The organism is Pseudomonas sp. NPDC096925, from assembly GCF_044762545.1.
GTDB lineage: Bacteria > Pseudomonadota > Gammaproteobacteria > Pseudomonadales > Pseudomonadaceae > Aquipseudomonas.
The window spans coordinates 314,766-336,733 of sequence record NZ_JBIWEM010000002.1 but is presented as its reverse complement, the minus strand read 5'-3'; the positions used below and the strand labels follow the sequence as shown (position 1 = coordinate 336,733).

22 protein-coding genes are annotated in these 21,968 nt (G+C 64.2%); all 22 read right to left on the bottom strand.

The window, feature by feature from the left end:
• Positions 1-5 precede the first annotated feature (5 nt).
• Positions 6-2,135 (bottom strand): flagellar biosynthesis protein FlhA, encoded by a 2,130-nt coding sequence (flhA, locus tag ACIQYU_RS07530; protein ID WP_063912829.1) that lies wholly within the window; start codon positions 2,133-2,135, stop codon positions 6-8.
• A gap of 218 nt (positions 2,136-2,353) precedes the next feature.
• Positions 2,354-3,496 (bottom strand): flagellar biosynthesis protein FlhB, encoded by a 1,143-nt coding sequence (gene flhB, locus ACIQYU_RS07525; RefSeq protein ID WP_207829815.1) that lies wholly within the window; start codon positions 3,494-3,496, stop codon positions 2,354-2,356.
• 2 nt (positions 3,497-3,498) lie between these two features.
• Positions 3,499-4,275, bottom strand: coding sequence for a flagellar biosynthetic protein FliR (gene fliR, locus ACIQYU_RS07520; protein WP_025340075.1), 777 nt, complete (start codon positions 4,273-4,275; stop codon positions 3,499-3,501).
• Between the two features lie 7 nt (positions 4,276-4,282).
• Positions 4,283-4,552 (bottom strand): flagellar biosynthesis protein FliQ, encoded by a 270-nt coding sequence (gene fliQ / locus ACIQYU_RS07515; protein WP_063912833.1) that lies wholly within the window; start codon positions 4,550-4,552, stop codon positions 4,283-4,285.
• A gap of 21 nt (positions 4,553-4,573) precedes the next feature.
• Positions 4,574-5,341 carry a flagellar type III secretion system pore protein FliP gene (fliP, locus tag ACIQYU_RS07510; protein ID WP_207829813.1) on the bottom strand — a complete coding sequence of 256 codons (768 nt, stop codon included), beginning with the start codon at positions 5,339-5,341 and terminating at the stop codon, positions 4,574-4,576.
• The gene (fliO, locus tag ACIQYU_RS07505; protein ID WP_207829801.1) at positions 5,341-5,775 is read right to left on the bottom strand and encodes a flagellar biosynthetic protein FliO; all 435 of its coding nucleotides are present in this window, start codon (positions 5,773-5,775) and stop codon (positions 5,341-5,343) included. Before fliO ends, fliP begins: the two co-directional genes overlap by 1 nt.
• A 12-nt stretch (positions 5,776-5,787) precedes the next feature.
• A complete protein-coding gene (fliN, locus tag ACIQYU_RS07500) occupies positions 5,788-6,258 on the bottom strand; it encodes a flagellar motor switch protein FliN (RefSeq protein WP_207829790.1) in 471 nt (156 codons plus the stop codon).
• A gap of 47 nt (positions 6,259-6,305) precedes the next feature.
• The gene (gene fliM / locus ACIQYU_RS07495; RefSeq protein ID WP_207829787.1) at positions 6,306-7,274 is read right to left on the bottom strand and encodes a flagellar motor switch protein FliM; all 969 of its coding nucleotides are present in this window, start codon (positions 7,272-7,274) and stop codon (positions 6,306-6,308) included.
• A gap of 9 nt (positions 7,275-7,283) precedes the next feature.
• Entirely contained in the window at positions 7,284-7,781 is a 498-nt protein-coding gene (gene fliL / locus ACIQYU_RS07490; RefSeq protein ID WP_207829775.1) for a flagellar basal body-associated protein FliL, read from the bottom strand.
• A gap of 217 nt (positions 7,782-7,998) precedes the next feature.
• Complete coding sequence (locus ACIQYU_RS07485) at positions 7,999-9,270, bottom strand: flagellar hook-length control protein FliK (protein ID WP_402798779.1); 1,272 nt, start codon at positions 9,268-9,270, stop codon at positions 7,999-8,001.
• Positions 9,271-9,342: 72 nt separating this feature from the next.
• A complete protein-coding gene (locus ACIQYU_RS07480; protein ID WP_207829760.1) occupies positions 9,343-9,690 on the bottom strand; it encodes an Hpt domain-containing protein in 348 nt (115 codons plus the stop codon).
• Positions 9,691-9,738: 48 nt separating this feature from the next.
• Positions 9,739-11,430 carry a fused response regulator/phosphatase gene (locus ACIQYU_RS07475; RefSeq protein ID WP_207829753.1) on the bottom strand — a complete coding sequence of 564 codons (1,692 nt, stop codon included), beginning with the start codon at positions 11,428-11,430 and terminating at the stop codon, positions 9,739-9,741.
• 8 nt (positions 11,431-11,438) lie between these two features.
• Positions 11,439-11,744 carry an STAS domain-containing protein gene (locus ACIQYU_RS07470; RefSeq protein WP_013973600.1) on the bottom strand — a complete coding sequence of 102 codons (306 nt, stop codon included), beginning with the start codon at positions 11,742-11,744 and terminating at the stop codon, positions 11,439-11,441.
• 391 nt (positions 11,745-12,135) lie between these two features.
• Positions 12,136-12,588 (bottom strand): flagellar export protein FliJ, encoded by a 453-nt coding sequence (gene fliJ, locus ACIQYU_RS07465; RefSeq protein WP_025340083.1) that lies wholly within the window; start codon positions 12,586-12,588, stop codon positions 12,136-12,138.
• 6 nt (positions 12,589-12,594) lie between these two features.
• Positions 12,595-13,950, bottom strand: coding sequence for a flagellar protein export ATPase FliI (gene fliI / locus ACIQYU_RS07460; protein WP_207829750.1), 1,356 nt, complete (start codon positions 13,948-13,950; stop codon positions 12,595-12,597).
• Positions 13,940-14,734, bottom strand: a complete 795-nt coding sequence (fliH, locus tag ACIQYU_RS07455) for a flagellar assembly protein FliH (protein WP_402798773.1) — start codon at positions 14,732-14,734, stop codon at positions 13,940-13,942. The genes fliI and fliH overlap by 11 nt, the downstream gene beginning before the upstream one ends.
• A gap of 161 nt (positions 14,735-14,895) precedes the next feature.
• On the bottom strand, positions 14,896-15,915 hold the full coding sequence (fliG, locus tag ACIQYU_RS07450; RefSeq protein WP_013973604.1) for a flagellar motor switch protein FliG: 1,020 nt from the start codon (positions 15,913-15,915) through the stop codon (positions 14,896-14,898).
• Complete coding sequence (gene fliF / locus ACIQYU_RS07445; RefSeq protein ID WP_207829745.1) at positions 15,908-17,686, bottom strand: flagellar basal-body MS-ring/collar protein FliF; 1,779 nt, start codon at positions 17,684-17,686, stop codon at positions 15,908-15,910. Before fliF ends, fliG begins: the two co-directional genes overlap by 8 nt.
• Positions 17,687-17,701: 15 nt before the next feature.
• Entirely contained in the window at positions 17,702-18,034 is a 333-nt protein-coding gene (gene fliE, locus ACIQYU_RS07440; protein WP_013973606.1) for a flagellar hook-basal body complex protein FliE, read from the bottom strand.
• Positions 18,035-18,255: 221 nt separating this feature from the next.
• Positions 18,256-19,611 (bottom strand): sigma-54 dependent transcriptional regulator, encoded by a 1,356-nt coding sequence (locus tag ACIQYU_RS07435; protein WP_063912844.1) that lies wholly within the window; start codon positions 19,609-19,611, stop codon positions 18,256-18,258.
• The gene (locus ACIQYU_RS07430; RefSeq protein ID WP_402798766.1) at positions 19,611-20,828 is read right to left on the bottom strand and encodes a sensor histidine kinase; all 1,218 of its coding nucleotides are present in this window, start codon (positions 20,826-20,828) and stop codon (positions 19,611-19,613) included. Before ACIQYU_RS07430 ends, ACIQYU_RS07435 begins: the two co-directional genes overlap by 1 nt.
• 512 nt (positions 20,829-21,340) lie before the next feature.
• Positions 21,341-21,796, bottom strand: a complete 456-nt coding sequence (locus ACIQYU_RS07425) for an REP-associated tyrosine transposase (protein WP_402798763.1) — start codon at positions 21,794-21,796, stop codon at positions 21,341-21,343.
• Positions 21,797-21,968: the final 172 nt, after the last annotated feature.

The window sequence follows — 21,968 nt, the reverse complement described above, 5'->3', positions numbered from 1 at the left end:
CTACCTCAGCCGTTAGGGCCCACGGTGGCAACGATGGTGACTTGCTTGTTGTCAGGTATTTCCTGATACGCCAGAACATGCAAATTCGGTACAGCCAGGCGACCGAAACGCGACAGCATGGCACGGATCGGGCCGGCGACCAGGAGGATGGCCGGCTGGCCCTGCATTTCCTGGCGCTGGGCCGCTTCGATCAACGAACGCTGCAGCTTCTCGGCCATGCTCGGCTCCAGAAGAACACCATCTTCCTGACCTTGCCCGGCCCTTTGCAGACTATTCAGCAAAATCTGTTCCAACCTTGGCTCCAGGGTAATCACTGGCAGCTCCGACTCAACGCCGACAATGCTTTGCACGATGGCGCGACACAATCCGACGCGCACCGCCGCCACCAGCGCGGCGGTATCTTGACTCTTGCCGGCGTTGTTCGCGATCGCCTCGGCGATACTGCGAATATCGCGCACTGGCACCTGTTCCGACAACAGCGCTTGCAGCACCTTGAGCAGGCCTGACAAGGAAATGACACCAGGCACCAGTTCTTCTGCAAGTTTAGGCGATGCCTTGGCCAGCACTTGCAGCAGCTGCTGGACCTCTTCGTGGCCGATCAGCTCGTGGCAGTGCTTCTGCAGGATCTGGTTGAGGTGGGTGGCCACCACGGTACTGGCGTCGACCACGGTGTAGCCCAGCGACTGCGCCTGGGAGCGTTGGCCAACGTCGATCCACACGGCCTCCAGACCAAACGCCGGGTCACGTGCGGCAATACCGTTGAGGGTACCGAACACCTGCCCCGGGTTGATTGCCAGCTCGCGGTCCGGGTAGATCTCGGCCTCGGCCAGGATCACCCCCATCAGGGTCAGGCGATAGGCACTGGGCTGCAGGTCGAGGTTGTCGCGGATGTGCACGGTGGGCATGAGGAAGCCCAGGTCTTGCGACAGCTTCTTGCGCACGCCCTTGATCCGCGCCAGCAGCTGGCCACCCTGGTTGCGATCGACCAGCGGGATCAGCCGGTAGCCAACCTCCAGGCCGATCATGTCGATGGGCGTGACGTCGTCCCAGCCCAGTTCCTTGGTCTCCAGTGCGCGCTGCGGCGAGGGCAGCAGGTCCTGCTGGCGCTGCGCCTCCTGCTGCGCCTGCAGCCTGGCTTTCTGCTGTTTCTTCCACACCAGGTAGGCACCGCCACCGGCCAGCAGGCCGAGGCTGAGGAAGGCCACGTGGGGCATGCCCGGCACCAGGCCCATGACGATCATCAGCGCGCCGGACACCGCCAGGGCCTTGGGCGAATCGAACATCTGCCGGTTGATCAGCTTGCCCATGTCCTCGGAGCCCGAGGCCCGGGTAACCATGATCGCGGCAGCGGTGGACAGCAGCAGTGATGGCAATTGCGCCACCAAACCGTCACCGATAGTCAGCAAGGCGTACACCTTGCCGGCGTCGCCGAAGCTCATGCCGTGCTGCAGCATGCCGATCAGCATGCCGCCGATCAGGTTGATGAACAGGATCAGCAGGCCGGCGATGGCGTCACCGCGGACGAACTTGCTGGCACCGTCCATCGAACCGTAGAACTCGGCTTCCTGCGCCACTTCGGCACGACGGTGCTTGGCCTGGGCCTGGTCGATCAGGCCGGCATTGAGGTCGGCGTCGATGGCCATCTGCTTGCCGGGCATGGCGTCGAGGGTGAAACGCGCGCTCACTTCCGAGATACGCCCGGCGCCCTTGGTCACCACCACGAAGTTGATGATCATGAGGATGGCGAACACCACGCCACCGACCACATAGTTACCGCCGATCACCACCTCGCCGAAGGCCTGGATCACCTTGCCGGCAGCACCGTGGCCCTCCTGGCCATGCAGCATGACCACCCGGGTGGAGGCCACGTTCAGGGCCAGGCGCAACAGCGTGGCCACCAGCAGGATGGTGGGGAACGCCGCGAAGTCGAGCGGGCGCAGGGCGTACACGCAGACCAGCAGCACCACGATCGACAGGGCGATGTTGAAGGTGAAGAACACGTCGAGCAGGAACGGCGGTATCGGCAACATCATCATTGCCAACATCACCAGCAGCAACAGCGGCACACCCAGGTTGCCCCGGCCGAGCCCGGCCAGGTTGTTACGGGCGTTGCTGATTAACTGAGTGCGATCCACCGCGAGTCCTCTTGATGCAAAACTTTGACGCACAGGGGGCGCCTGGCGCTGGCTTTGCAAGAAGCTTTCCAACTTTGCTCGACGGGGGATTTATGTTGCCTGTTCCGGCCTCTTCGCGGGTGAACCCGCTCCCACAGGGACCGAACAGCCTTCAAGGCCTGCTGAGGACCTGTAGGAGCGGGTTCACCCGCAAAAGGGCCAGAAGCCCTGATGCAAGGTCAACTGTCGCGGCGCAGGTCCGGCGGAATCGGCAGGTCATCCTTCAGCGGCTCCGGCCGCTTGCCCTTGCCAGCCCGGTATTGGCGGATCTGGAACACATAGGCCAGCACCTGCGCCACCGCCAGGTACAGCCCGGCAGGGATTTCCTGCTCAAGTTCGGTGGAGTAGTAGATCGCCCGCGCCAGGGCCGGCGATTCGAGGATCTGGATCTTGTGCTCCACACCGATTTCGCGAATCTTCAGGGCCATGAAGTCGGTACCCTTGGCCAGCAGCAACGGCGCCGCCCCACCCTTCTCCGGGTCGTACTGCAGGGCCACCGCATAGTGCGTCGGGTTGGTGATGATCACATCGGCCTGCGGCACCGCCGCCATCATGCGCCGCTGCGACACCTCGCGCTGTAGCTGGCGAATACGCTGCTTGACCTCGGGCTTGCCCTCGCTGTCCTTGTACTCGTCGCGCACTTCCTGCTTGGTCATCTTCATTTTCTTGTGCGTCTGCCACAGCTGGAACGGCACGTCCGCCGCAGCAATCAGCAGCAGCCCGGCCGACATCCACAGCGCACTCCAGCCAACCACCTGCAGGCTGTGGATGATCGCCTGCTCCAGCGGCTCGTTGGCAATCGACAGCAAGGCCTGGCGGTCGTTGACCAGGACCACCACGGCCACCACCAGGATCACGAAGAACTTGGCCAGCGCCTTGAGCAGCTCGGTCAGAGCATGCATCGAGAACATGCGCTTGATCCCCGACAACGGGTTCATGCGGCTGAACTTGGGCTGCAACAGGCTGCCGGAGAACAGGAAACCGCTCAGGGCGATAGGCGCCACGAAGGAGATCACGAACAACAGGATCAGCACCGGCTGCGTCGCCCATATCGCCATCTTGCCCGAGGCCAGCAGGAAGGCGCCCATGGCCCGGTCGTCGACGATGATGTCGCGGGTCAGGCTGAAGTTCATGCGCATCATCTCCAGCAGCGTCTCGGCCAGGTGGCCGCCGAACGCCAGCAAGCCACCGGCGCCGGCCAGGGTCACCGCCACCGTGTTCAGCTCCTTGGAGCGCGCGATCTCGCCTTTCTCGCGGGCATCGCGCTTGCGTTTCTCGGTGGGGTCTTCTGTCTTGTCCTGACCGCTCTCGCTTTCCGCCATGCTCAGCGCGCCCTCGCCAGTTCACGAAGCCATTGCAGCGCTTCGCTGGCCAACGCCTGGTAGTGGGACAGCACATCGGCCAGGCCGACCCAGAAAATGAACATGCCCATGACCAGGGTCAGCGGGAAACCGATAGAGAAGATGTTCAACTGCGGTGCGGCGCGAGTCATCACACCGAAGGCAATGTTCACCACCAGCAGCGCGGCGATCACCGGCAGAATCAGCAGCAGGCCGGCGGCGAACACCCACCCCAGGCGCCCGGCCAGCTCCCAGAAGTGGTTGACCACCAGCGCGTTGCCCACCGGCAAGGTGGTGAAGCTTTCGGTCAACACCTCGAACACCACCAGGTGGCCGTTCATCAGCAGGAACAACACGCTCACCAGCATGGTCATGAACTGGCTGATCACCGTGACGTTGACACCATTGGCTGGGTCGACCATCGAAGCGAAGGCCATGCCCATCTGCACCGCGACGATCTGCCCGGCTATCACGAAGACCTGGAACAGCAGCTGCAAGGCCAGGCCGAACAGCGCGCCGACAATGATCTGCTCGGCGCACAGCAGCAAACCACGCAGGCTCAGCGGGTCGAATTCCGGCAGGGGTGGCAGCGCTGGCACGATCACCACGGTAATCGCCACCGCCACGTACAGGCGCACCCGCGCCGGCAGCATGCGAGTGCCGAAGATCGGCATGGTCATCAGCACCGCGGTCACCCTGAACAACGGCAGGATGAAGGTGGCGACCCAGGTGCCGATCTGCGTGTCGGTCAGCTCAAGCATCGCCGCGTCAACCGATCAGCTGCGGGATGTTGGTATAGAGGCTGGTGATGTACTCCATGAACTTCTGCACCAGCCACGGCCCGGCGATGATCAGCGTGATCAGCATCACCAGCAGGCGCGGCAGGAAACTCAGGGTCTGTTCGTTGATCTGCGTGGCAGCCTGGAACATCGCCACCACCAGGCCCACCAGCAGGCTCGGCACCACCAGCACGGCGACCATCAGGGTGGTCAGCCACAAGGCATCACGGAACAGGTCGACAGCAACTTCAGGTGTCATCGGCGGCTCTCCTTGACGGCGTCAGACGCCGCCGAAACTGCTGGCCAGGGTGCCCATGATCAGCGCCCAGCCATCGACCAGCACGAACAGCATGATCTTGAACGGCAGCGAGATGATCAGCGGCGACAACATCATCATGCCCATGGCCATCAGCACACTGGCCACCACCATGTCGATGATCAGGAACGGAATGAAGATCATGAAACCGATCTGGAACGCGGTCTTCAGCTCGGACGTGACAAACGCAGGCACCAGAATCGTCAGCGGCACCTGGTCCGGGCCGGCGATATCGGTGCGCTTGGACAGGCGCATGAACAGGTCGAGGTCGCTTTGCCGGGTTTGCGCCAGCATGAAGTCCTTGAGCGGCCCCTGGGCCTTGTCGATGGCCTGCTGGGCGGTCATCTGCTCCTTCAGGTACGGCTGCAGCGCGTCCTGGTTCACCCGGTCGAATACCGGGGCCATGATGAACATGGTCAGGAACAACGCCATGCCGGTGAGCAACTGGTTCGACGGTGTCTGCTGCAAGCCTAGCGCCTGGCGCAGGATCGAGAACACGATGATGATGCGGGTGAAGCTGGTCATCAGGATGACGAACGCTGGGATGAAACTGAGCGCCGTCATGATCAGCAGGATTTGCAGGCTGACCGAATATTCCTGCTGCCCGTCCGGGGTATTGGACAGGGTAATGGCCGGGATCGACAGCGGGTCGGCGGCCAGGGCCAGCGGCGCAACCAGCAGCAGCGCCACACCCAATAAAGAGCTCAACAACGTACGCAGCGCGCCGCTCATCACAACTTGTCCTTAGGGTCCTTGCCCATCAGCTCCATCAGCCGCTGGGCAAACTCCGGCGTCGCCTGGCGGGCGCTTTCCGGCACTTCCACGGGTTCGGCCAGCACATGCAGGGCCTCGATGCTGCCGGGGGTATGGCCGATCAGGATCTGCTCCTTGCCCACCTGCACCAGCAGCAGGCGGTCACGCGGGCCGATGGCCCGGCTGCCGACGATCTCGATCACCTGCCCGCCCTTGACCGCCGTGCTCTGCAGACGCCGCAGCAACCAGGCCAGGAAAAAGATCAGGCCGACCACCAGCAGCAGGCCGAAGACCATCTGCGCCAGTTGCCCGCCGAGGCTGCCAGGCGCAGCTACCGGGGTCGCCGCCGGCGTAGCCGCGGCCAGGCAAGCCTGGCTGGCGAGCAGCGCGGCGAAGGCCGCGATGGCGCGCATCGTGCCCTTCACTCAGCGCAGCTTCTTGATACGTTCGCTGGGGCTGATCACGTCGGTCAGGCGGATGCCGAACTTTTCGTTGACCACCACCACTTCGCCATGGGCGATCAGCGTGCCGTTGACCAGCACGTCAAGCGGCTCGCCGGCCAGGCGATCGAGCTCGATCACCGAGCCCTGGTTGAGCTGCAGCAAGTTGCGAATGTTGATTTCGGTACTGCCTACTTCCATGGAAATGCTCACCGGAATGTCCAGGATCACATCCAGGTTAGGGCCTTCCAGGCTGACGTTTTCGCTCGGCTTCGGCGAGCTGGCGAACTCCTCCATCGGCAGGCGACCCGCGCCGCCGGTGCTGCTACCGGTGTCGCCACCCAGCAGTGCATCGATGTCAGCCTGGCCGGCTGCACCGGTTTCTTCCAGTGCCGCAGCCCACTCATCGGCCAGTGCCTGGTCCTCTGGGGAGGTGATCTCGTTTTCGTTAGCCATGGTTTCCTCGACAGGCATTCAATTCGTTATGAGCGACCGGCACGCCGTCAGCGGCGTTCGATCGGGTCGATGATCTGCAGCGCCAGGTTGCCCTTGTGCGAGCCCAGGCGCGCCTTGAACGACGGCACGCCGTTGGCGCGCAGCACCAGATGCTCGGGCAGCTCCACCGGGATCACGTCGCCAGGCTGCATGTGCAGGATGTCGCGCAGCTTCAACTGGCGCCGGGCGACCGTGGCAGACAGCGGCACGGCCACGTCCAGCACGTCCTCGCGCAAGGCCTTGATCCAGCGCTCGTCCTGGTCGTCGAGGTCGGACTGGAAACCGGCATCGAGCATTTCCCGCACCGGCTCGATCATCGAGTACGGCATGGTCACGTGCAGGTCGCCGCCACCGCCGTCCAGCTCGATGTGGAAGGTGGACACCACCACCGCCTCGCTGGGGCCGACAATGTTGGCCATGGCCGGGTTGACCTCGGAGTTCATGTACTCGAAGGTGACCGGCATGATGGCCTGCCAGGCTTCTTTGAGGTCGACGAAGCACTGGTCCAGCACCATGCGCACCACCCGCAACTCGGTGGGCGTGAACTCACGGCCTTCGATCTTGGCGTGGCGGCCGTCGCCACCGAAGAAATTGTCCACCAGCTTGAACACCAGCTTGGCGTCGAGGATGAACAGCGAGGTGCCGCGCAGCGGCTTGATCTTGACCAGGTTGAGGCTGGTCGGCACGTACAGCGAGTGTACGTATTCGCCAAACTTCATCACCTGCACGCCACCCACCGCCACGTCGGCGGAGCGGCGCAGCAGGTTGAACATGCTGATACGGGTGTAACGGGCGAAGCGCTCGTTGATCATTTCCAGGGTCGGCATGCGACCCCGCACGATACGGTCCTGACTGGTCAGGTCGTAGCTTTTGATGCTGCCAGGCTCGGATGCACTCTCGGTCTGCACCAGCCCGTCGTCAACGCCATGCAACAGGGCATCGATTTCATCCTGGGACAGCAGGTCCTGTACGGCCATTGCGGACTCCTACTGCAATACGAAATTGGTGAACAGCAACTGGTCGACGACCGGCCTGCCGACTTCCTTCTGCGCCACTTCCTGGACCACCGCGGTGGCCTTCTGGCGCAGCATTTCCTGCCCCACCGGGCTGCCGGCCAAGGTGTCGAAGCCTTGCCCGGAGAACATCATCACCAGGTTGTTGCGGATCACCGGCATGTGCACCTTGAGGGCATCCAGGTCGGCCTGGTTGCGCGCTTGCAGGGTGATGCTCACCTGCATGTAGCGCTGGCGACCGTTCTGGTTGAAGTTGACCACGAAGGCCGGGGCCAGCGCTTCGTAGATGGCCGCAGGCTTGACGTTGCTGGCTGCAGGTTCGGCGGCCGGGGCCGGCTCGCTCTTGTGCATGATGAACCAGGTAGCGCCCACCGAAAGGCCGATCGCCAGCAACAGGCCCACTACGGCCAGCAGGATCAGCTTGAGTTTGCCTTTAGTGGCGGGGTCTTTGACTGCTTCGCTCTTCGCCATGCCAATAATCCGTCGTCCATCGGGGGTTCAAGGGAGGATGGCTTGGCTGAGCAAGTGTTATGCCAGATTTTGCAGAGGATTGGTTCCAGCAGGTTTTGCGGTGCTGCCTTCTTCGCGGGCACGCCCGCTCCCACAGGTAATGCACAGGATTCGAAATCAATGAAACCCCTGTGGGAGCGGGCGTGCCCGCGAAGAGGCCGGCTCAGGCCAACGGTTATCAGGCGTAGTAATCGACCGCACTGTCACCCACTACCACCTGCTGCTCCACAGGCCGGGCGCTATCGACCGTCTCGGTGTCCCCCTGCTCGGCCCGGCGCGCCGCCACCCCGGACAGGTTGCTGCCTTGCGCCTGCCCCTGCTGCTGTTGCTGCCCGCGCGACTGGTCGGCCACGTTGACATCCGGCTGCGCCAGCCCTTGCTGGGCGAACAGCTCGCGCAGGCGGTGCACCTGGCTGTCGAGGGCGTCACGCACGCCGGCGTGGCCGCTGATGAAGGTGACCTGGGTCGACTGGTCCGTCGCAACATTGACGCGAATGTCCAGGCGGCCCAGTTCCGCCGGCTCCAGCTGGATATCCGCCGACTTGAGGTTCTGGCTGGACAGGTACATGACCCGGTTGACCAGGCCCTCGGCCCAGGCGTTCTGGTTCATCGGCAGCGGCTGGTGCAATGGGCTGGCATTGGCCGGCACGGCATTGGCGGTCTTGGCCGTGGCGGCCTGGGTCAGGTTGGCCAGGCGGTTGGCGAAATCGTCGACGCGCGTATCGCTGCCGGCGCTCTTGGTGTCCTTCAGGCCATCTTCGAGCAAGGCACCAAAGGCCCTGTCGCCAGGCTCACCTTTTTCACCCTCGGCATGCTCGACCAGATTCGCCAAGGTATTGACGGCCACCTGCCCCTCCTCGCCTTGAGCCTGCGCAGGGTCCAGGGCATGCGCCGAGGTCGCCCCCTTGGCCTGGGCGCTGTGCTCCAGCGCCAGACGCAAGGTCGGCAGGTTGGCCAAAGGGTCGGCGTCAGGGTCGAAGGCTTCCTCGGCGGCCGGCTCCTCGGGCAGCGCGGCCGTGACCGACGTCTGCACCTGCGCCGTGGCGGCTTGAAGCACCGGTGCCACCGCCTCGGCCTGGGCCTGGATCAGTTGTGCGCCTGGCTGGGCGTCGGTGATCTGGCCGGCCACCAGGCTGGCATCGCGCAAGCCGGTATCGGCCTGGACCTGGTCATCGGCTGGCAATTGTTTGCCGTCATCGGCAACCGCGGGCTTGTCGGCAGGGTCTTTCTTGCCGCTCTGCGCCGCCTCGGGTTTGTCCTTGGGCCTGGCCTGAGCCACCTTATCGTCCTGCCCGGCGACTTTGTCGCGACCCTGCCTGGCCATCACCTGACCGAAGCCGTCACCCTTGTCGCCCGGCGCCTGCAGCGGTTTGTCGGCCTGTGCGTTGGCCGAACGCGAGGTCTTGGCAACAGTGTTGCCTTGCAGCAATGGGTTGGGTGCGACAGGCATCGAGCGGTCTCCGCGCCAGAAACAAAAAAATCATCCAGCCACAGACAGGCAAGACTCGCGCCAAGTCGTGTATCAACCCGCCGAAATGCGTTGCTGCTCACCTCGGTAGAAGCGCTGCACCTCAAGGAACTCCTGGTCGATACGGTTGATCAAGTCCTCGATGCCATACAGCGGGGGCCGCCGCGCGCGCTCCTCCAGCTGCTGGCACAGGCTGGCCAACGCAACTGCGCCCATGTTGCTGCTGCTGCCCTTGAAACTGTGGGCCGCGGAACCAAGCTCTTCGGCACTTTTGGCCGCGTGCAGCTGGCCCAGGCGCCTTTCGGAGTCGTCGAGAAAAGTCTGCACCAACTGCAGGTAGCCCTCTTCCATGACCTCACGCAGGTCACTGAGCACCTTGTGGTCAATATGCATGTCAGTCACTTGTTCACTCCTTGATCAAGCCAGATTATGCCCGAGCCAGCCCGCGGCTCACCAGACGAACTCCACATGCGCGCAGCGCCCGCCCTCACTCCAGCGCGCACTGCTGGTCAGCCGCCGCACCAGGTTCAGGCCACGCCCGCTCAGCCCCTGCTCCAGCGCGGGCCGCGACAGCACCCGCTGCACATCGAACCCGGCACCACTGTCACGGACCTCGATCTTCAGACGCCCACCCTCAGCAAGCGGTTCAACCTTGAAATCGACGCGCACGTAACCGTCGGTCAGCAACCCCAGGCGCCGGGCGCGCTCCTGATAATAGTCGGCAAAGCCCTGCCCATCGCACTTGAGCTGCGAGTCCAGGCCTAACACACCATGCTCCAGGGCATTGGAATACAATTCGCTGAGCACACTGTGCAGGTTGCCGGTACGCGCGCGCAGGCCGTGAATCTCTTGCAACAATTGCACCAGGTACGGCACCGGGTTGAAGCGTTTGAGGCTCTCGCCCCGCACCTCGAACCCCACCGACCAGTCCAGCGGGCTGGAGCGGCCGCTATCAGAGTAGATCATCGGCGCCGGCACCCGCTCCTCGGCGCTGAACATCCGGATGTCGCACAGGCTGATGTCATCGCGCGGTCGCCCGCCAAAGCGCTCCAGGGCCTGCATCACTTCGTCGAACAGCCGTACCGGGTCACGGTTGTCGGCCAGCACCCTGCGCAGGCGCTGCACGCCGAACAGGCGTTCCTGGTCGTCGGCAGTGTCGAGCACGCCGTCCGACAGCAGCAGCAGGCGCTCGCCGGGCGCCAACGGCAACACCTCGGTGCTGTCATCGAAACGCTCGGCATCCAGAATGCCCAGCGGCAGGTGTCGTGAACTCAGCGCCGACAGCACCTGGCCATCCACCGCCAGGCGATAGCCGTCAGGCATGCCACCGTTCCACACTTCCACCGAACCGCGCTGCATGCTGAGGTTGAGCAGCAGCGCACAACAGAACATGTCCACCGGCAGGATGCGCTTGAGCTTGGCGTTCATCTCGCGCAGGACCTGCGCCATACCGTAGCCCTTGGCGGTCATGCCGTAGAACACGTCGGCCAACGGCATGGCCCCTACCGCCGCCGGCAAGCCGTGGCCGGTGAAATCGCCGAGCAGCACGCGCATGTCGCCGGACGGGGTGAACGCGGCCAGCATCAGGTCACCATTGAACAGCGCATAGGGCGATTGCAGGTAGCGGATGTTGGGCGCGGTCAGGCACCCGGAGTGGGCCACCTTGTCGAACACCGCCTTGGCCACTCGCTGCTCGTTGAGCAGGTGGTGGTGGTGCCGGGCAATCTGGTCGCGCTGCTCCAGCACGGTGGCCTGCAACCGGCGCAGGCGGTCCATGGCGCGGATCTTGGCACCAAGGATCACCGCACTGTAAGGTTTGGCCATGAAGTCATCGCCACCGGCCTCCAGGCAGCGCACCAGGCCCTCCTCCTCATTCAGCGAGGTCAGGAAAATGATCGGCACCAGCGCCTCGCCGGCCAGGGCCTTGATCTGCCGCGCCGCCTCGAAACCATCCATCACCGGCATCAGCGCATCCAGCAGCACCAGCTGCGGGCGCCGCTCGATGAACAGCGCCACCGCCTGCTCGCCGTTATCCGCGGTGAATACCTGATGGCCCTGTCGGCGGACGATCTGCGCCAGCAGCATGCGGTCGGCGGCACCGTCTTCGGCGACCAGCACGGTCAACGCCTGTTCGGCCGGCATGTCGGCGCTCAACTGATATCGAAGAGTTTTTCGAAATTGGAGATGGCGAGGATCTTGCGCACATCGGAGCTGGCATGTACCACGCGCACATCCGACTCATCGCCGCCCGCGTGGTCGCGCAGCAACAGCAGCATGCCGAGTGCGGAACTGTCGAGGTAAGTGGTGTCCTTCAGGTCGACGACCACCGAATCGGGCCGGCTGGGCTGGCGTTCGTAGGCGTCACGGAATTCCTGATGCTTGCCGAAATCGAAACGCCCCTTGATCTTGATCGTCAGTTTTTTCCCGTCCTGCGAAAAATCAGTCTCGACTGCCATGCTAGCGATTCCTTCGATGATGGCGGATGCAACTCCTTAAAGGTTTAGCAGGCGGTAATAGGGGTGGCAAGTATTCGTCATAGGCTTTGCAGCGCCTGCAAGGTCGAGCGCCGCCCGCGCGGCGCTTCGCGGGACAAGCCCGCTCCCACATTTGTTGCAACGTGCCGAACCTGTCAGGCCATGGTTGTCAGCCTTGTTGCCTTGACGCGATTTCCCGGCTGGCGCTACCGCCGTCTCGCCAGTCTCAAACACTTCATCAAGGCGGGCAACGCCTCTCTCACAGGCATGGCCACGTTGCAACAAATGTGGGAGCGGGCTTGCCCCGCGAAGCGCCGCGCGGGCGGCGCTCGATCTCACTGGCGCAGAAAGTGCCAAGGCGAATACCTGAAACCTATAGGTGATTCTGCCGCGGCAGGCGTTGTGACAGCTCGTCGAGCAAGCGCTGCTCGCGCTTGTCTTCGGCGCGCCGGGCTTCGTCCAGGTAGCGCTGCACCAGCTTGCGCAAGCCTTCGACCCGGGCGTAGGCCTGCTGCCAGGTGCCGCGTGCGTTGTCGAGGTTGTTCTGGTGCCAGACCAGGCTCTGGCGCTGCTGGGTCATGGCCGTTTCCAGCTGCCCGAGGAAGCGCTGGTAATTGACCAGCCAGCTGCCATTGACCCCCTGCCCGCCACGGTTGATCCACTGCAGCTGGTAATCCTCACGAAACCGCTCGAGCTCGGCCAGCTTGGCCTGGGCTGTGGCCACCTGCTGCTGGAAATGCCCGAGGCGCTGGGCTGCCTTGCGCTCGGCCTCCTCGGCCATGTCCACCACCGGCGCCAGGCGCGCGGCGCGTCCGGGCAGCGCCACGGCCTATCAGCCTGCCGGGGGCGTGAAGATCGCCCCCAACTGTTCGCGGCTTTGCGCCATGCCCACGTTTTCGCGCAGGCCCTGGCGCAAAAAATCCACCAGCTTCGATTGCAGGGCAATGGCCAGGTCGGTTTCCGGGTCGCCACCGGCCACATAGGCGCCCACGCTGATCAGGTCGCGGCTTTGCGACAGGCGCGACCACAACTGCTTGAACTTCTGCGCCTGGCGCAGATGGTCGGCATCGACCACCTGGGGCATGACCCGGCTGATCGAGGCTTCGATGTCGATGGCCGGGTAATGACCCTCCTCGGCCAGCCGGCGCGACAGTACGAAGTGGCCATCGAGTACGCCGCGCGCCGAGTCGGCAATCGGGTCCTGCTGGTCATCGCCCTCGGACAAGACGGTGTAGAACGCGGTGATCGAACCACCCCCCGGCTCGCCATTGCCCGCCCGCTCCACCAGCTTGGGCAGCTTGGCGAACACCGACGGCGGGTAACCCCGGGTAGCCGGCGGTTCGCCGATGGCCAGGGCAATTTCCCGCTGGGCCTGGGCGAAACGGGTCAGCGAGTCCATCAGCAGCAACACGTTCTTGCCCTTGTCGCGGAAGTACTCGGCAATACGTGTGCAGTACATGGCGGCGCGCAGGCGCATCAGCGGCGCATCGTCGGCGGGCGAAGCCACCACCACCGAGCGCTTGAGGCCTTCTTCACCCAGAATATGCTCGATGAATTCCTTGACCTCGCGGCCCCGCTCACCGATCAGGCCAACGACGATGATCTCGGCTTCGGTGAAGCGGGTCATCATGCCCAGCAACACCGACTTGCCCACACCGGTACCGGCGAACAGGCCCAGACGCTGGCCGCGACCGACGGTCAACAACCCATTGATGCTGCGAATGCCAACGTCCAGCGGCTTGCTGATGGGGTCGCGGTTCAGCGGGTTGATCACTGGGCCGTCCATCGGCACCCAGTCCTCGGCCTTCATCCCGCCCTTGCCATCCAGCGCGCGGCCAGCGCCGTCGAGCACCCGGCCGAGCATGCTCATGCCCATGGGCAGGCGACCGCCGTCATCCAGCGGCACCACACGGGCGCCGGGGGCGATACCGACGATGCTGCCGACGGGCATGAGGAATACCTTGGGCCCGGCAAAGCCCATGACTTCGGCTTCGACCTGCACCGGGTGGTAGCTGTCGTCATTGATCACCAGGCAGCGGCTGCCGACTGCGGCGCGCAAGCCTTCGGCTTCCAGGGTGAGGCCGACCATGCGCAGCAGGCGGCCTTCGACGATGGGCTGGACCGGCAGTTCGATGGCCTCGGCATAACTGCCCAGGCGCTTGCCGAAACTGGTGCGCTCAAGGTGCATCTGGGCTGTCCACGGTGCGGTCTGGCGGGGTGTCCAGGTCTATCGACATGTCCGGTGCCGCCGGGTGCAGCGAATGGTCGTGCAACTGGTCGAACAGTTGCGCCACGGTCTTCTCGATGCGAGTCTCCATGGTCGCGTCGATGCGACTGTGGGCGGTCTCGATGCGGCAACCGCCCGGTAGCAGCGCGCTGTCTTCCAGCAGCCGCCAGCTTTCCTCATGGCGTTCGCGCAGGGCCTTGGCCAGCTCGAAATCCTGCGGGTTGAGGTGGATGCGGATATTGTCCGCGCCCATGGGCAGCAGCTTGAGCGCTTCGCGCAGTACCTGGGTGATCTGGCTGGAATCGCCCCGCAGTTCGCGACCGATCACCTGGCGGGTCATGTGCGCCACCAGGTGGACCAGGGCTTTCTCGATCTGCGTGTCTTGTTCGGCGATCGGCTCCATCAGGTTGGCCATCAGCCGTTCAAGGCTTTCCAGCTTGGCTTTCAGGGCCTCTTCGGCTTCCTGGCGAACCTTGAGCTGGGTGCTGTGGAAGCCCTCGCGCTCACCGGTGGCGAAGCCTTCGTTGTAGGCTTCCTGGCGGATGGCCTCGAGTTCTTCCAGGGTCAGCGGCTGGACTTCTTCCAGCGGCACTTCCTCGACTTCTTCCTCGATGACCTCGGGTTCCGGCTCTGGTTCGGGTTCAGGCTCCGGTTCCGGGTCGAAGCTGGGCAGCGCCCACACGTCCACGCCCTCGAGGTCGCGGGCGCGGATCAGGTCGCTGGGGTGATGTTCTTTGGTGGGCATGCTGTCATGTTCTCAAACCATGTTCAGCCGACACGGTCCCTGTGGGAGCGGGTTTACCCGCGAAAGCGTCGGCAGCGACAACCTCTATCGCCAGGTCCGACGCCTTCGCGGGTAAACCCGCTCCCACAAGGGGCGGCGTCGGTCTTCAGATCGCGAATACCTTAGATCATTTCCTCGGCACCCTTGCCGCCGAGCACGATCTCGCCGGCCTCGGCCATGCGGCGGGCGATGGTGAGGATTTCCTTCTGCGCCGTTTCCACATCGCTGACCCGTACCGGCCCCTTGGCCTCCAGGTCGTCGCGCAGCAGCTCCGAGGCACGCTTGGACATGTTCTTGAAGATCTTGTCCTTGACCCGCTCGTCGGCGCCCTTGAGCGACACCACCAGCACGTCGGACGACACTTCGCGCAGCAGCGCCTGGATGCCACGGTCGTCGACATCGGCCAGGTTGTTGAAGACGAACATCAGGTCTTCGATCTGCTCCGACAGGTCGCTGTCGATCTCGCGGATCGCGTCCATCAGTGCACCTTCCACCGAGCTGTCGAGGAAGTTCATGATGTCGGCAGCACGCTTGATGCCGCCCAGGGTGGTACGCGCCGCGTTGGAGTTGCCCGAGAACTGCTTCTCGAGGATCTGGTTCAGCTCCTTCAACGCCGCCGGTTGCACGGTGTTCAGCGACGACACGCGCAGTACGATGTCCAGGCGCACCTTGTGGTCGAAGTTGCTCAGCACTTCGCCGGCCTGGTCGGGGTCGAGGTAGGCGACCACGATGGCCTGGATCTGCGGGTGCTCGTAGCGGATCACGTCGGCCACGGCGCGCGGCTCCATCCACTTGAGGCTGTCCAGGCCGCTGGTGTTGCCACCGAGCAGGATGCGGTCGACCAGGCCGTTGGCCTTGTCCTCGCCCAGGGCCTGGTTGAGCATCTTGCGGATGTAGGCATCGGAGCCCACGCCCAGGCTGGTCTGGTCGCCGACGATTTCGACGAACTCGCTCATCACTTGCTCGACCTGGTCACGGTGCACATTGCCCATCTGCGCCATGGCCACGCCCACCCGCTGCACTTCCTTGGGCCCCATGTGCCGCAGCACCTGGGCCGCATCGGTCTCGCCCAGCGAAAGCAGGAGGATCGCCGCCTTGTCGACGCGGCTCAGCTTGGCGGTAACGGCTCGGTTATCACTCATCGGCGTTGATCCACTCTTTCACGACCTGGGCAACGCGGCCCGGGTCTTCGGCCACCAGGCCTTTGATTGCGTTGAGCTGTGCCTCGTAACCCTCGCTCGGGCTAGGCAGCAGAATGCTTGTCGGGCCACCCAGGCTGACGCGGTCGTTGGCCAGTTCGCCATCCAGACCCATCATGCCGCCCAGCTCCATGTCGCTGTCCGGGGCAGCCTGCTTGCCGCCCCCTGTAATGTTGTTCAACACCGGCCGCAGCACACCGAACACCAGCACCAGGATGAACACTACGCCCAGCACCTGCTTGACGATGTCCCAGAACCACGGCTGCTGGTAGAAGGCGATGTCGGCGATCTCTTCGCCACGGTCGGCGGCGAATGGCACGTTGATCACCGTCACGCTGTCGCCACGGCTGGCATCGAAGCCGACCGCATCCTGCACCAGGCGGGTGAAGCGTGCCAGGTCCTCGGCGCCCCACGGCGCACGGGTGGTGTCGCCGGTGGCCGGGTCGATCTTGACCTGGTCGTCCACCACCACCGCCACCGACAGGCGGGTCATGCGCCCCTGCTGCTGGCGGGTGTGGCTGATGGAACGGTCCAGCTCGAAGTTCTTGGTGCTTTGCTGGCGCTTGTCCGACGGGTACGGCGCGAGCATTGGCTGACCGGTGGCCGGGTCCATGATCTGCTGGCCGTTGGCATCCACCAGCGGCTGGCCAGGCTGGATGGCCGCGGCCGGGGTAGCGGCACCACCAGTGGTCTGCGGTGCCGAGGCAGGGCCTGGCGGCTGGTTGCTCAGCGCGCCGGGCACACCTTGCGGGCCCTGGCTGCTGGCACGTTGCTCGTCGACCGACTGCTCGCTGCGCAGCGCCGGCTGGTCGGGGTTGAACTGCTCGGAGGTGGACTCGACCGCGCTGAAGTCGAGGTCGGCGGACACTTCGGCCTTGTAGCGGTCATTGCCCAGCACCGGCTGCAGGATGTTGTGCACCCGCTGGGTGAGCATGCTTTCCACCCGGCGGCTGTAGTCGAACTGCTTGCCTGCCTGGGTCAGGGCGGTGTCCTGGATCTGCTCGGACAGCAGGTTGCCCTTCTGGTCGACCACGGTGACCTGGGACTTGTCCAGTTCCGGCACGCTGGTGGCGACCAGGTTGACGATGGCCATCACCTGCCCGGCTTCCAGGGCACGGCCCGGGTACAGCTCGACCAGTACCGAGGCACTGGGCTTGCGTTCGTCACGCACGAACACCGAACTTTTCGGGATAGCCAGGTGCACGCGCGCGCCCTTGACGTTGTTCAGGCTGGACACGGTACGCGCCAGTTCGCCTTCCAGGCTGCGACGGTAACGGGTGGCTTCCATGAACTGGCTGGTGCCCAGGCCCTGCTCCTTGTCGAGCAGCTCGAAGCCGACATTGCCATCGCTCGGCGCCACACCGGCAGCCGCCAGCTTCAGGCGCGCACGGGAGAGGTCGTCGGCCTTGACCAGCAGAGCGCCGGAATTGGGCTCAACGTTGTAAGGGATGTCGGCAGCGGCCAGGGTGTCCATGACCTGCTTGGTGTCCATACCCGCCAGGCTGCCGTACAGCGGGCGGTAATCGGGTTGTTGCGACCACAGCACCACGGCAAAGCCGATCGCCACGCTGGCGGCCAGGCCGACCATGAGGCCGATCTGACGCAGCATGGGCATCTGCGCGATGTTTTCCAGAAACGCCATGCCGAACAGCGGTGGTTTGGCCGCTGGCGGGCCGCTTTTGGCGGGGGCGTTGTCGACGACTGCTTCAGCCATGGTTTACATCCATCCTCAAACCGGCATCTGCATGATGTCCTGGTACGCCTGGACCAGCTTGTTGCGTACCTGGGTCAGGGCCTGCATCGACACGCTGGCCTTTTGCGAAGCGATCATCACGTCGGTCAGGTCGACGCCACTCTTGCCGATCTCGAAGGCGTTGGCCAACTGGGTCGAAGCCTGCTGCGTCTCATGCACCTTGCCGATGGCCTGGCCGAGCATGTCGGCAAAGGTACTCTGCCCCGGCGCCAGCTCGGGGGCTGCGGCCACCTTGGGCAGCGACATGGCATCGGCCTGCATGGCCCGCATGTCCAACATCAGACGATTGAATTCAACACCTTGGCTCATGACCCTTCTCTCTCCTGCGGCCGCATTTTTTTGACAGTCATGCGGCGAATAGCCAACCTAAAGCAACAAAGGTGCCAGCCTACAGGGCTCAGGCAACATAGCCCTGTGGGAGCGGGTTCACCCGCGAAGAATGCGACACGGTGTATGGCACCGGCTTCGCCGGTGTTCGCGGGTAAACCCGCTCCCACAAGGGCCGCACGCGCAGCAGGATGCAGTGTCAATCAGCCGAACAGACTGGCCTCGACGTCGAATCCGGCATCACGCATCTGTGCCAGCTTGTAGCGCAAGGTGCGCGGGCTTATCCCCAGGCGTTCGGCCGCCTCTTTGCGGCGACCGCGCTCGGCGCGCAGGGTGTCGATGATCATCTGGTACTCATGACGACGCATGTCATCGCCCAGCCCGCCAGCCTCGACCACCACCTCAGGGGATGGCTCGATGCTAGCCGACAATGGAATGGCGCCTGCCAGACAAAAATCCGCCGCCTCGATCACCCCGCCCTGCTGCAGGATCAGCGCCCGTTGCAAAGCGTTGTCCAGTTCGCGCACGTTGCCCGGCCAGGCATACGTCTGCAGGCAGGCCCGGGCCTGGGGCGACAGGCGAACCGGGGCATGCTTCATCTTCGCCACATGACGCGCCAACAGGCGCTCGGCCAGTTGCAGGATGTCCCCTGGGCGTTCGCGCAGCGGGCGCCAGGCCAGAGGGAACACCGACAGGCGGTAGTACAGGTCTTCACGGAAACGCCCGGCAGCCACTTCGCCAGCCAGGTCACGGTTGGTGGTGGCCAGCACGCGGATATCCAGGCTGATCGGCTTGCGCCCGCCTACCCGCTCCACCTCGCGCTCCTGCAGCACGCGCAGCAGCTTGGCCTGCAAGGCCATTGGCATTTCCGAGATTTCATCTAGCAGCAGAGTGCCGCCTTCGGCCTGCTCGAACTTGCCGGCCTGGGCAGCAATGGCGCCGGTAAAGGCACCCTTCTCGTGGCCGAACAGAGTGGCCTCGAGCATGTTGTCAGGGATGGCCGCGCAGTTGATTGCCACGAAGGGCTGCGCCGCCCGCGGCGACTGCTGGTGAATGTAGCGCGCCAGCACTTCCTTGCCGGTGCCGGACTCGCCGGAAATCAGCACGGTCGAGTCACTGCGCGCCACGCGCGCGGCCAGCTCCAGCAGCTGACGACTGGCCGGCTCGCACGCCACCGGGCCTTCTTCTTCAACCACCCGCCCGGCGGCATGCCGCTCGACCAGGCTGAGCAACGCCTTGGGCTCGAACGGCTTGACCAGATAGTCGGCGGCCCCCTGGCGCATCGCCTCGACGGCACGCTCCACCGCGGCATGCGCGGTCATCAGCAACACGGGCAATTGCGGGTGCTGGCGGCGCAGCTGGGCCAGCAGTTGGTGCCCATCCATGCCAGGCATGTTCACATCACTGACCACCAGGCTGAAAGCCTCTTCCAGCACCGCCTCCAGCGCCTCCTCGGCACTGCCCACCGCCAGGTAGTCGAAACCGCCGATTTCCAGGGTATCGCCCAATGCCTGGCGCAATACGCGGTCGTCCTCGACCAGCAGTACCTTGATCGCCACTACATGCCCTCCGCCAGTTGCCCGTCGATCAACGGCAGCTCCACCCGCACACAGGTGCCACGACCGACCTTCGAACGCAGGCCGATCTTGCCCTGGTGCGCGCGCACCACCGCCTTGACCACCGCCAGGCCCAGGCCAGTGCCAGTGGCCTTGGTGGTCAGGAACGGCTCACCCAGGCGGCCGAGCAGGTCTGCGTCGATGCCACTGCCGGCGTCGCTGATGCACAACTGCAGGCTACGCTCGCGGCGGAACAGGTGCACTTTCAGTCGCGCCGGGCCGTCGCTGGCTTGCAGCGCATTTTCGATCAGGTTGAGCAGGGCACCGACCAGGGTGTCGCGGTTGCACAGCAGTTCACCCAGGTGGCTGTCGCACTGCCAGCGCACCGCGTGCCCTTGCACATGCGCTTGAGCCGCTTGCTGCAAGGCCTGGAACAGGGCTTTTGGCGTGACCCGATCACCCAGCGGCAGCTCGCCACGGGCGAACACCAGCATGTCGCGCACCTGGTGCTCCAGTTCGTGCAGGCGTTCTTTCAGGGTACCGGCAAAGCGCTGGCGGGTTTCCGCACCCAGGTCTTGTTCAGGGTCAGCCAGGTGGCTGGCGTAGAGCATGGCCGCCGACAGTGGTGTGCGGATCTGGTGCGCCAGCGAGGCGACCATGCGCCCCAGCGACGACAGGCGCTCGTGGCGGGCCAACTGATCTTGCAGACGGCGGGTCTCGGTCAGGTCGTTGAGCAGCACCAACTGGCCAGGCTCGGCATCCAGCGAGCGGGTGGCAATGGACAGACGGCGACCGTCGCGCAGCGAGACTTCGTGACCATCATCCTTGCGCGGGGCAAAGCTGCGGGCGATCACCTGGCGCCACAGCTGGCCAACCAGCGGCTCGCCGAGCATTTCGCAGGCGGCCGGGTTGGCTTCGCGTACCAAGCCCTGGCCATCTATCACGATCACCCCGCCGGGCAGCAGGTCCAGCAGGTTCTGCAGGCGGTTGGCCAGGCGTTCCTTTTCGCCAAGTTCGTCGATGCGCTGGGCGCTGACCACTGCCAGCTCACCCTTGAGCTCGCTGACCCGGGCTTCGAGCAGGCTGTAGGACTGGCTCAGCTGGCTGGATACCTGATTGAACAGGGCGAAGGCCTGCTCGACACCCTGGCGACTTTCCTGCTCGACCGGGGTTCGCCCCTGCGGAACGGGGGCTCGGGATACGTGGGCGGCCTGGGGCATCTTGCTCTCTCGCGTGGCTGACCGTCATAAAAACGGTGTGGTGCCAGCGATGTAGCAATAGCCGTGCCGGAGATGGGGGATTTAACGCATGGCTTGAGATTTGTGGCGGGGCGCAAATCGAGCGCCGCCCGCGCGGCGCTTCGCGGGTATTCGCCTTGACACTTTCTGCGCTTGTGAGACCGAGCGCCGCCCGCGCGGCGCTTCGCGGGACAAGCCCGCTCCCACATTTGTTGCAACGTGCCAAACCTGTCAGGCCATGGTTGTCAGCCTTGTTGCATTGACGCGATTTCCCGGCTGGCGCTACCGCCGCCTCGCCAGTCTCAAATTCTCCACCAAAGCGGGCTACGCCTCTTCCACAGGCATGGCCACGTTGCAACAAATGTGGGAGCGGGCTTGTCCCGCGAAGCGCCGCGCGGGCGGCGCTCGGTCTCACAAGCACAGAAAATGCAACGGCAAACACACTCGGCCTTACAGACAAAGAAAGTGCAACGGCAGCCCAGCCCCCAGATGACTCAGATCCATACGGCGTCCCAATGCGGATAATCACCGACCCTGCTTGCCAACCCCGCCCGCAAGGGGTTGCAAATCACATATCTCGCCACTCTGCGAATGTCCTCCTCTCGCCGAATGGCATGGTCCTGATAGCCCGCTTGCCACACTTTTTCGCGCTTAATTCCTCGGCGATACAACGCATGACTGCTGCGCGACTTGAAGCGTCGCATCAAGCTGCATAATGTCGAATCGCTGAGCTGAATCAACCAATGGAGATGGTCCGGCATGACAACCCAGGCCAATGACTGACACGCACCTTCACGCTCAGCTTGCCGAAGCTGCTGAATGACCGCTCGGGCTAGCCAAAAATCCGTGAAAATTCGCTTTCGATTATTCGTTACGGTTGTTAGTAGATACAGGCCACCGGGCATAGAGAAGCGGCCACGGCGCAAGAGATGAGATTGAGCACGCTCCATGTAATCTCCTCGCACAAAGGTTCAAGAACCATAGGCGTATGCGAAGGGCCGGGGCACTGAAAAGTATTGCGGAATGTGGAGTGGATGGGGCGCGGCCAGGAGGAGCCAACAGTTTCTGCGCCTGTGAGATCGAGCGCCGCCCGCGCGGCGCTTCGCGGGTATTCGCCTTGAC

What these genes read in the sequence shown, in the direction of transcription:
- flhB (WP_207829815.1), bottom strand. Translation starts at nt 3,496, where the DNA reads ATGGCGGAAAGCGAGAGCGGTCAGGACAAGACAGAAGACCCCACCGAG.
- fliR (WP_025340075.1), bottom strand. Translation starts at nt 4,275, where the DNA reads ATGCTTGAGCTGACCGACACGCAGATCGGCACCTGGGTCGCCACCTTC.
- fliQ (WP_063912833.1), bottom strand. Translation starts at nt 4,552, where the DNA reads ATGACACCTGAAGTTGCTGTCGACCTGTTCCGTGATGCCTTGTGGCTG.
- fliP (WP_207829813.1), bottom strand. Translation starts at nt 5,341, where the DNA reads ATGAGCGGCGCGCTGCGTACGTTGTTGAGCTCTTTATTGGGTGTGGCG.
- fliO (WP_207829801.1), bottom strand. Translation starts at nt 5,775, where the DNA reads ATGCGCGCCATCGCGGCCTTCGCCGCGCTGCTCGCCAGCCAGGCTTGC.
- fliN (WP_207829790.1), bottom strand. Translation starts at nt 6,258, where the DNA reads ATGGCTAACGAAAACGAGATCACCTCCCCAGAGGACCAGGCACTGGCC.
- fliM (WP_207829787.1), bottom strand. Translation starts at nt 7,274, where the DNA reads ATGGCCGTACAGGACCTGCTGTCCCAGGATGAAATCGATGCCCTGTTG.
- fliL (WP_207829775.1), bottom strand. Translation starts at nt 7,781, where the DNA reads ATGGCGAAGAGCGAAGCAGTCAAAGACCCCGCCACTAAAGGCAAACTC.
- ACIQYU_RS07485 (WP_402798779.1), bottom strand. Translation starts at nt 9,270, where the DNA reads ATGCCTGTCGCACCCAACCCATTGCTGCAAGGCAACACTGTTGCCAAG.
- ACIQYU_RS07475 (WP_207829753.1), bottom strand. Translation starts at nt 11,430, where the DNA reads ATGCCGGCCGAACAGGCGTTGACCGTGCTGGTCGCCGAAGACGGTGCC.
- ACIQYU_RS07470 (WP_013973600.1), bottom strand. Translation starts at nt 11,744, where the DNA reads ATGGCAGTCGAGACTGATTTTTCGCAGGACGGGAAAAAACTGACGATC.
- fliI (WP_207829750.1), bottom strand. Translation starts at nt 13,950, where the DNA reads ATGCACCTTGAGCGCACCAGTTTCGGCAAGCGCCTGGGCAGTTATGCC.
- fliH (WP_402798773.1), bottom strand. Translation starts at nt 14,734, where the DNA reads ATGCCCACCAAAGAACATCACCCCAGCGACCTGATCCGCGCCCGCGAC.
- fliG (WP_013973604.1), bottom strand. Translation starts at nt 15,915, where the DNA reads ATGAGTGATAACCGAGCCGTTACCGCCAAGCTGAGCCGCGTCGACAAG.
- fliF (WP_207829745.1), bottom strand. Translation starts at nt 17,686, where the DNA reads ATGGCTGAAGCAGTCGTCGACAACGCCCCCGCCAAAAGCGGCCCGCCA.
- fliE (WP_013973606.1), bottom strand. Translation starts at nt 18,034, where the DNA reads ATGAGCCAAGGTGTTGAATTCAATCGTCTGATGTTGGACATGCGGGCC.
- ACIQYU_RS07430 (WP_402798766.1), bottom strand. Translation starts at nt 20,828, where the DNA reads ATGCCCCAGGCCGCCCACGTATCCCGAGCCCCCGTTCCGCAGGGGCGA.
- ACIQYU_RS07425 (WP_402798763.1), bottom strand. Translation starts at nt 21,796, where the DNA reads ATGGAGCGTGCTCAATCTCATCTCTTGCGCCGTGGCCGCTTCTCTATG.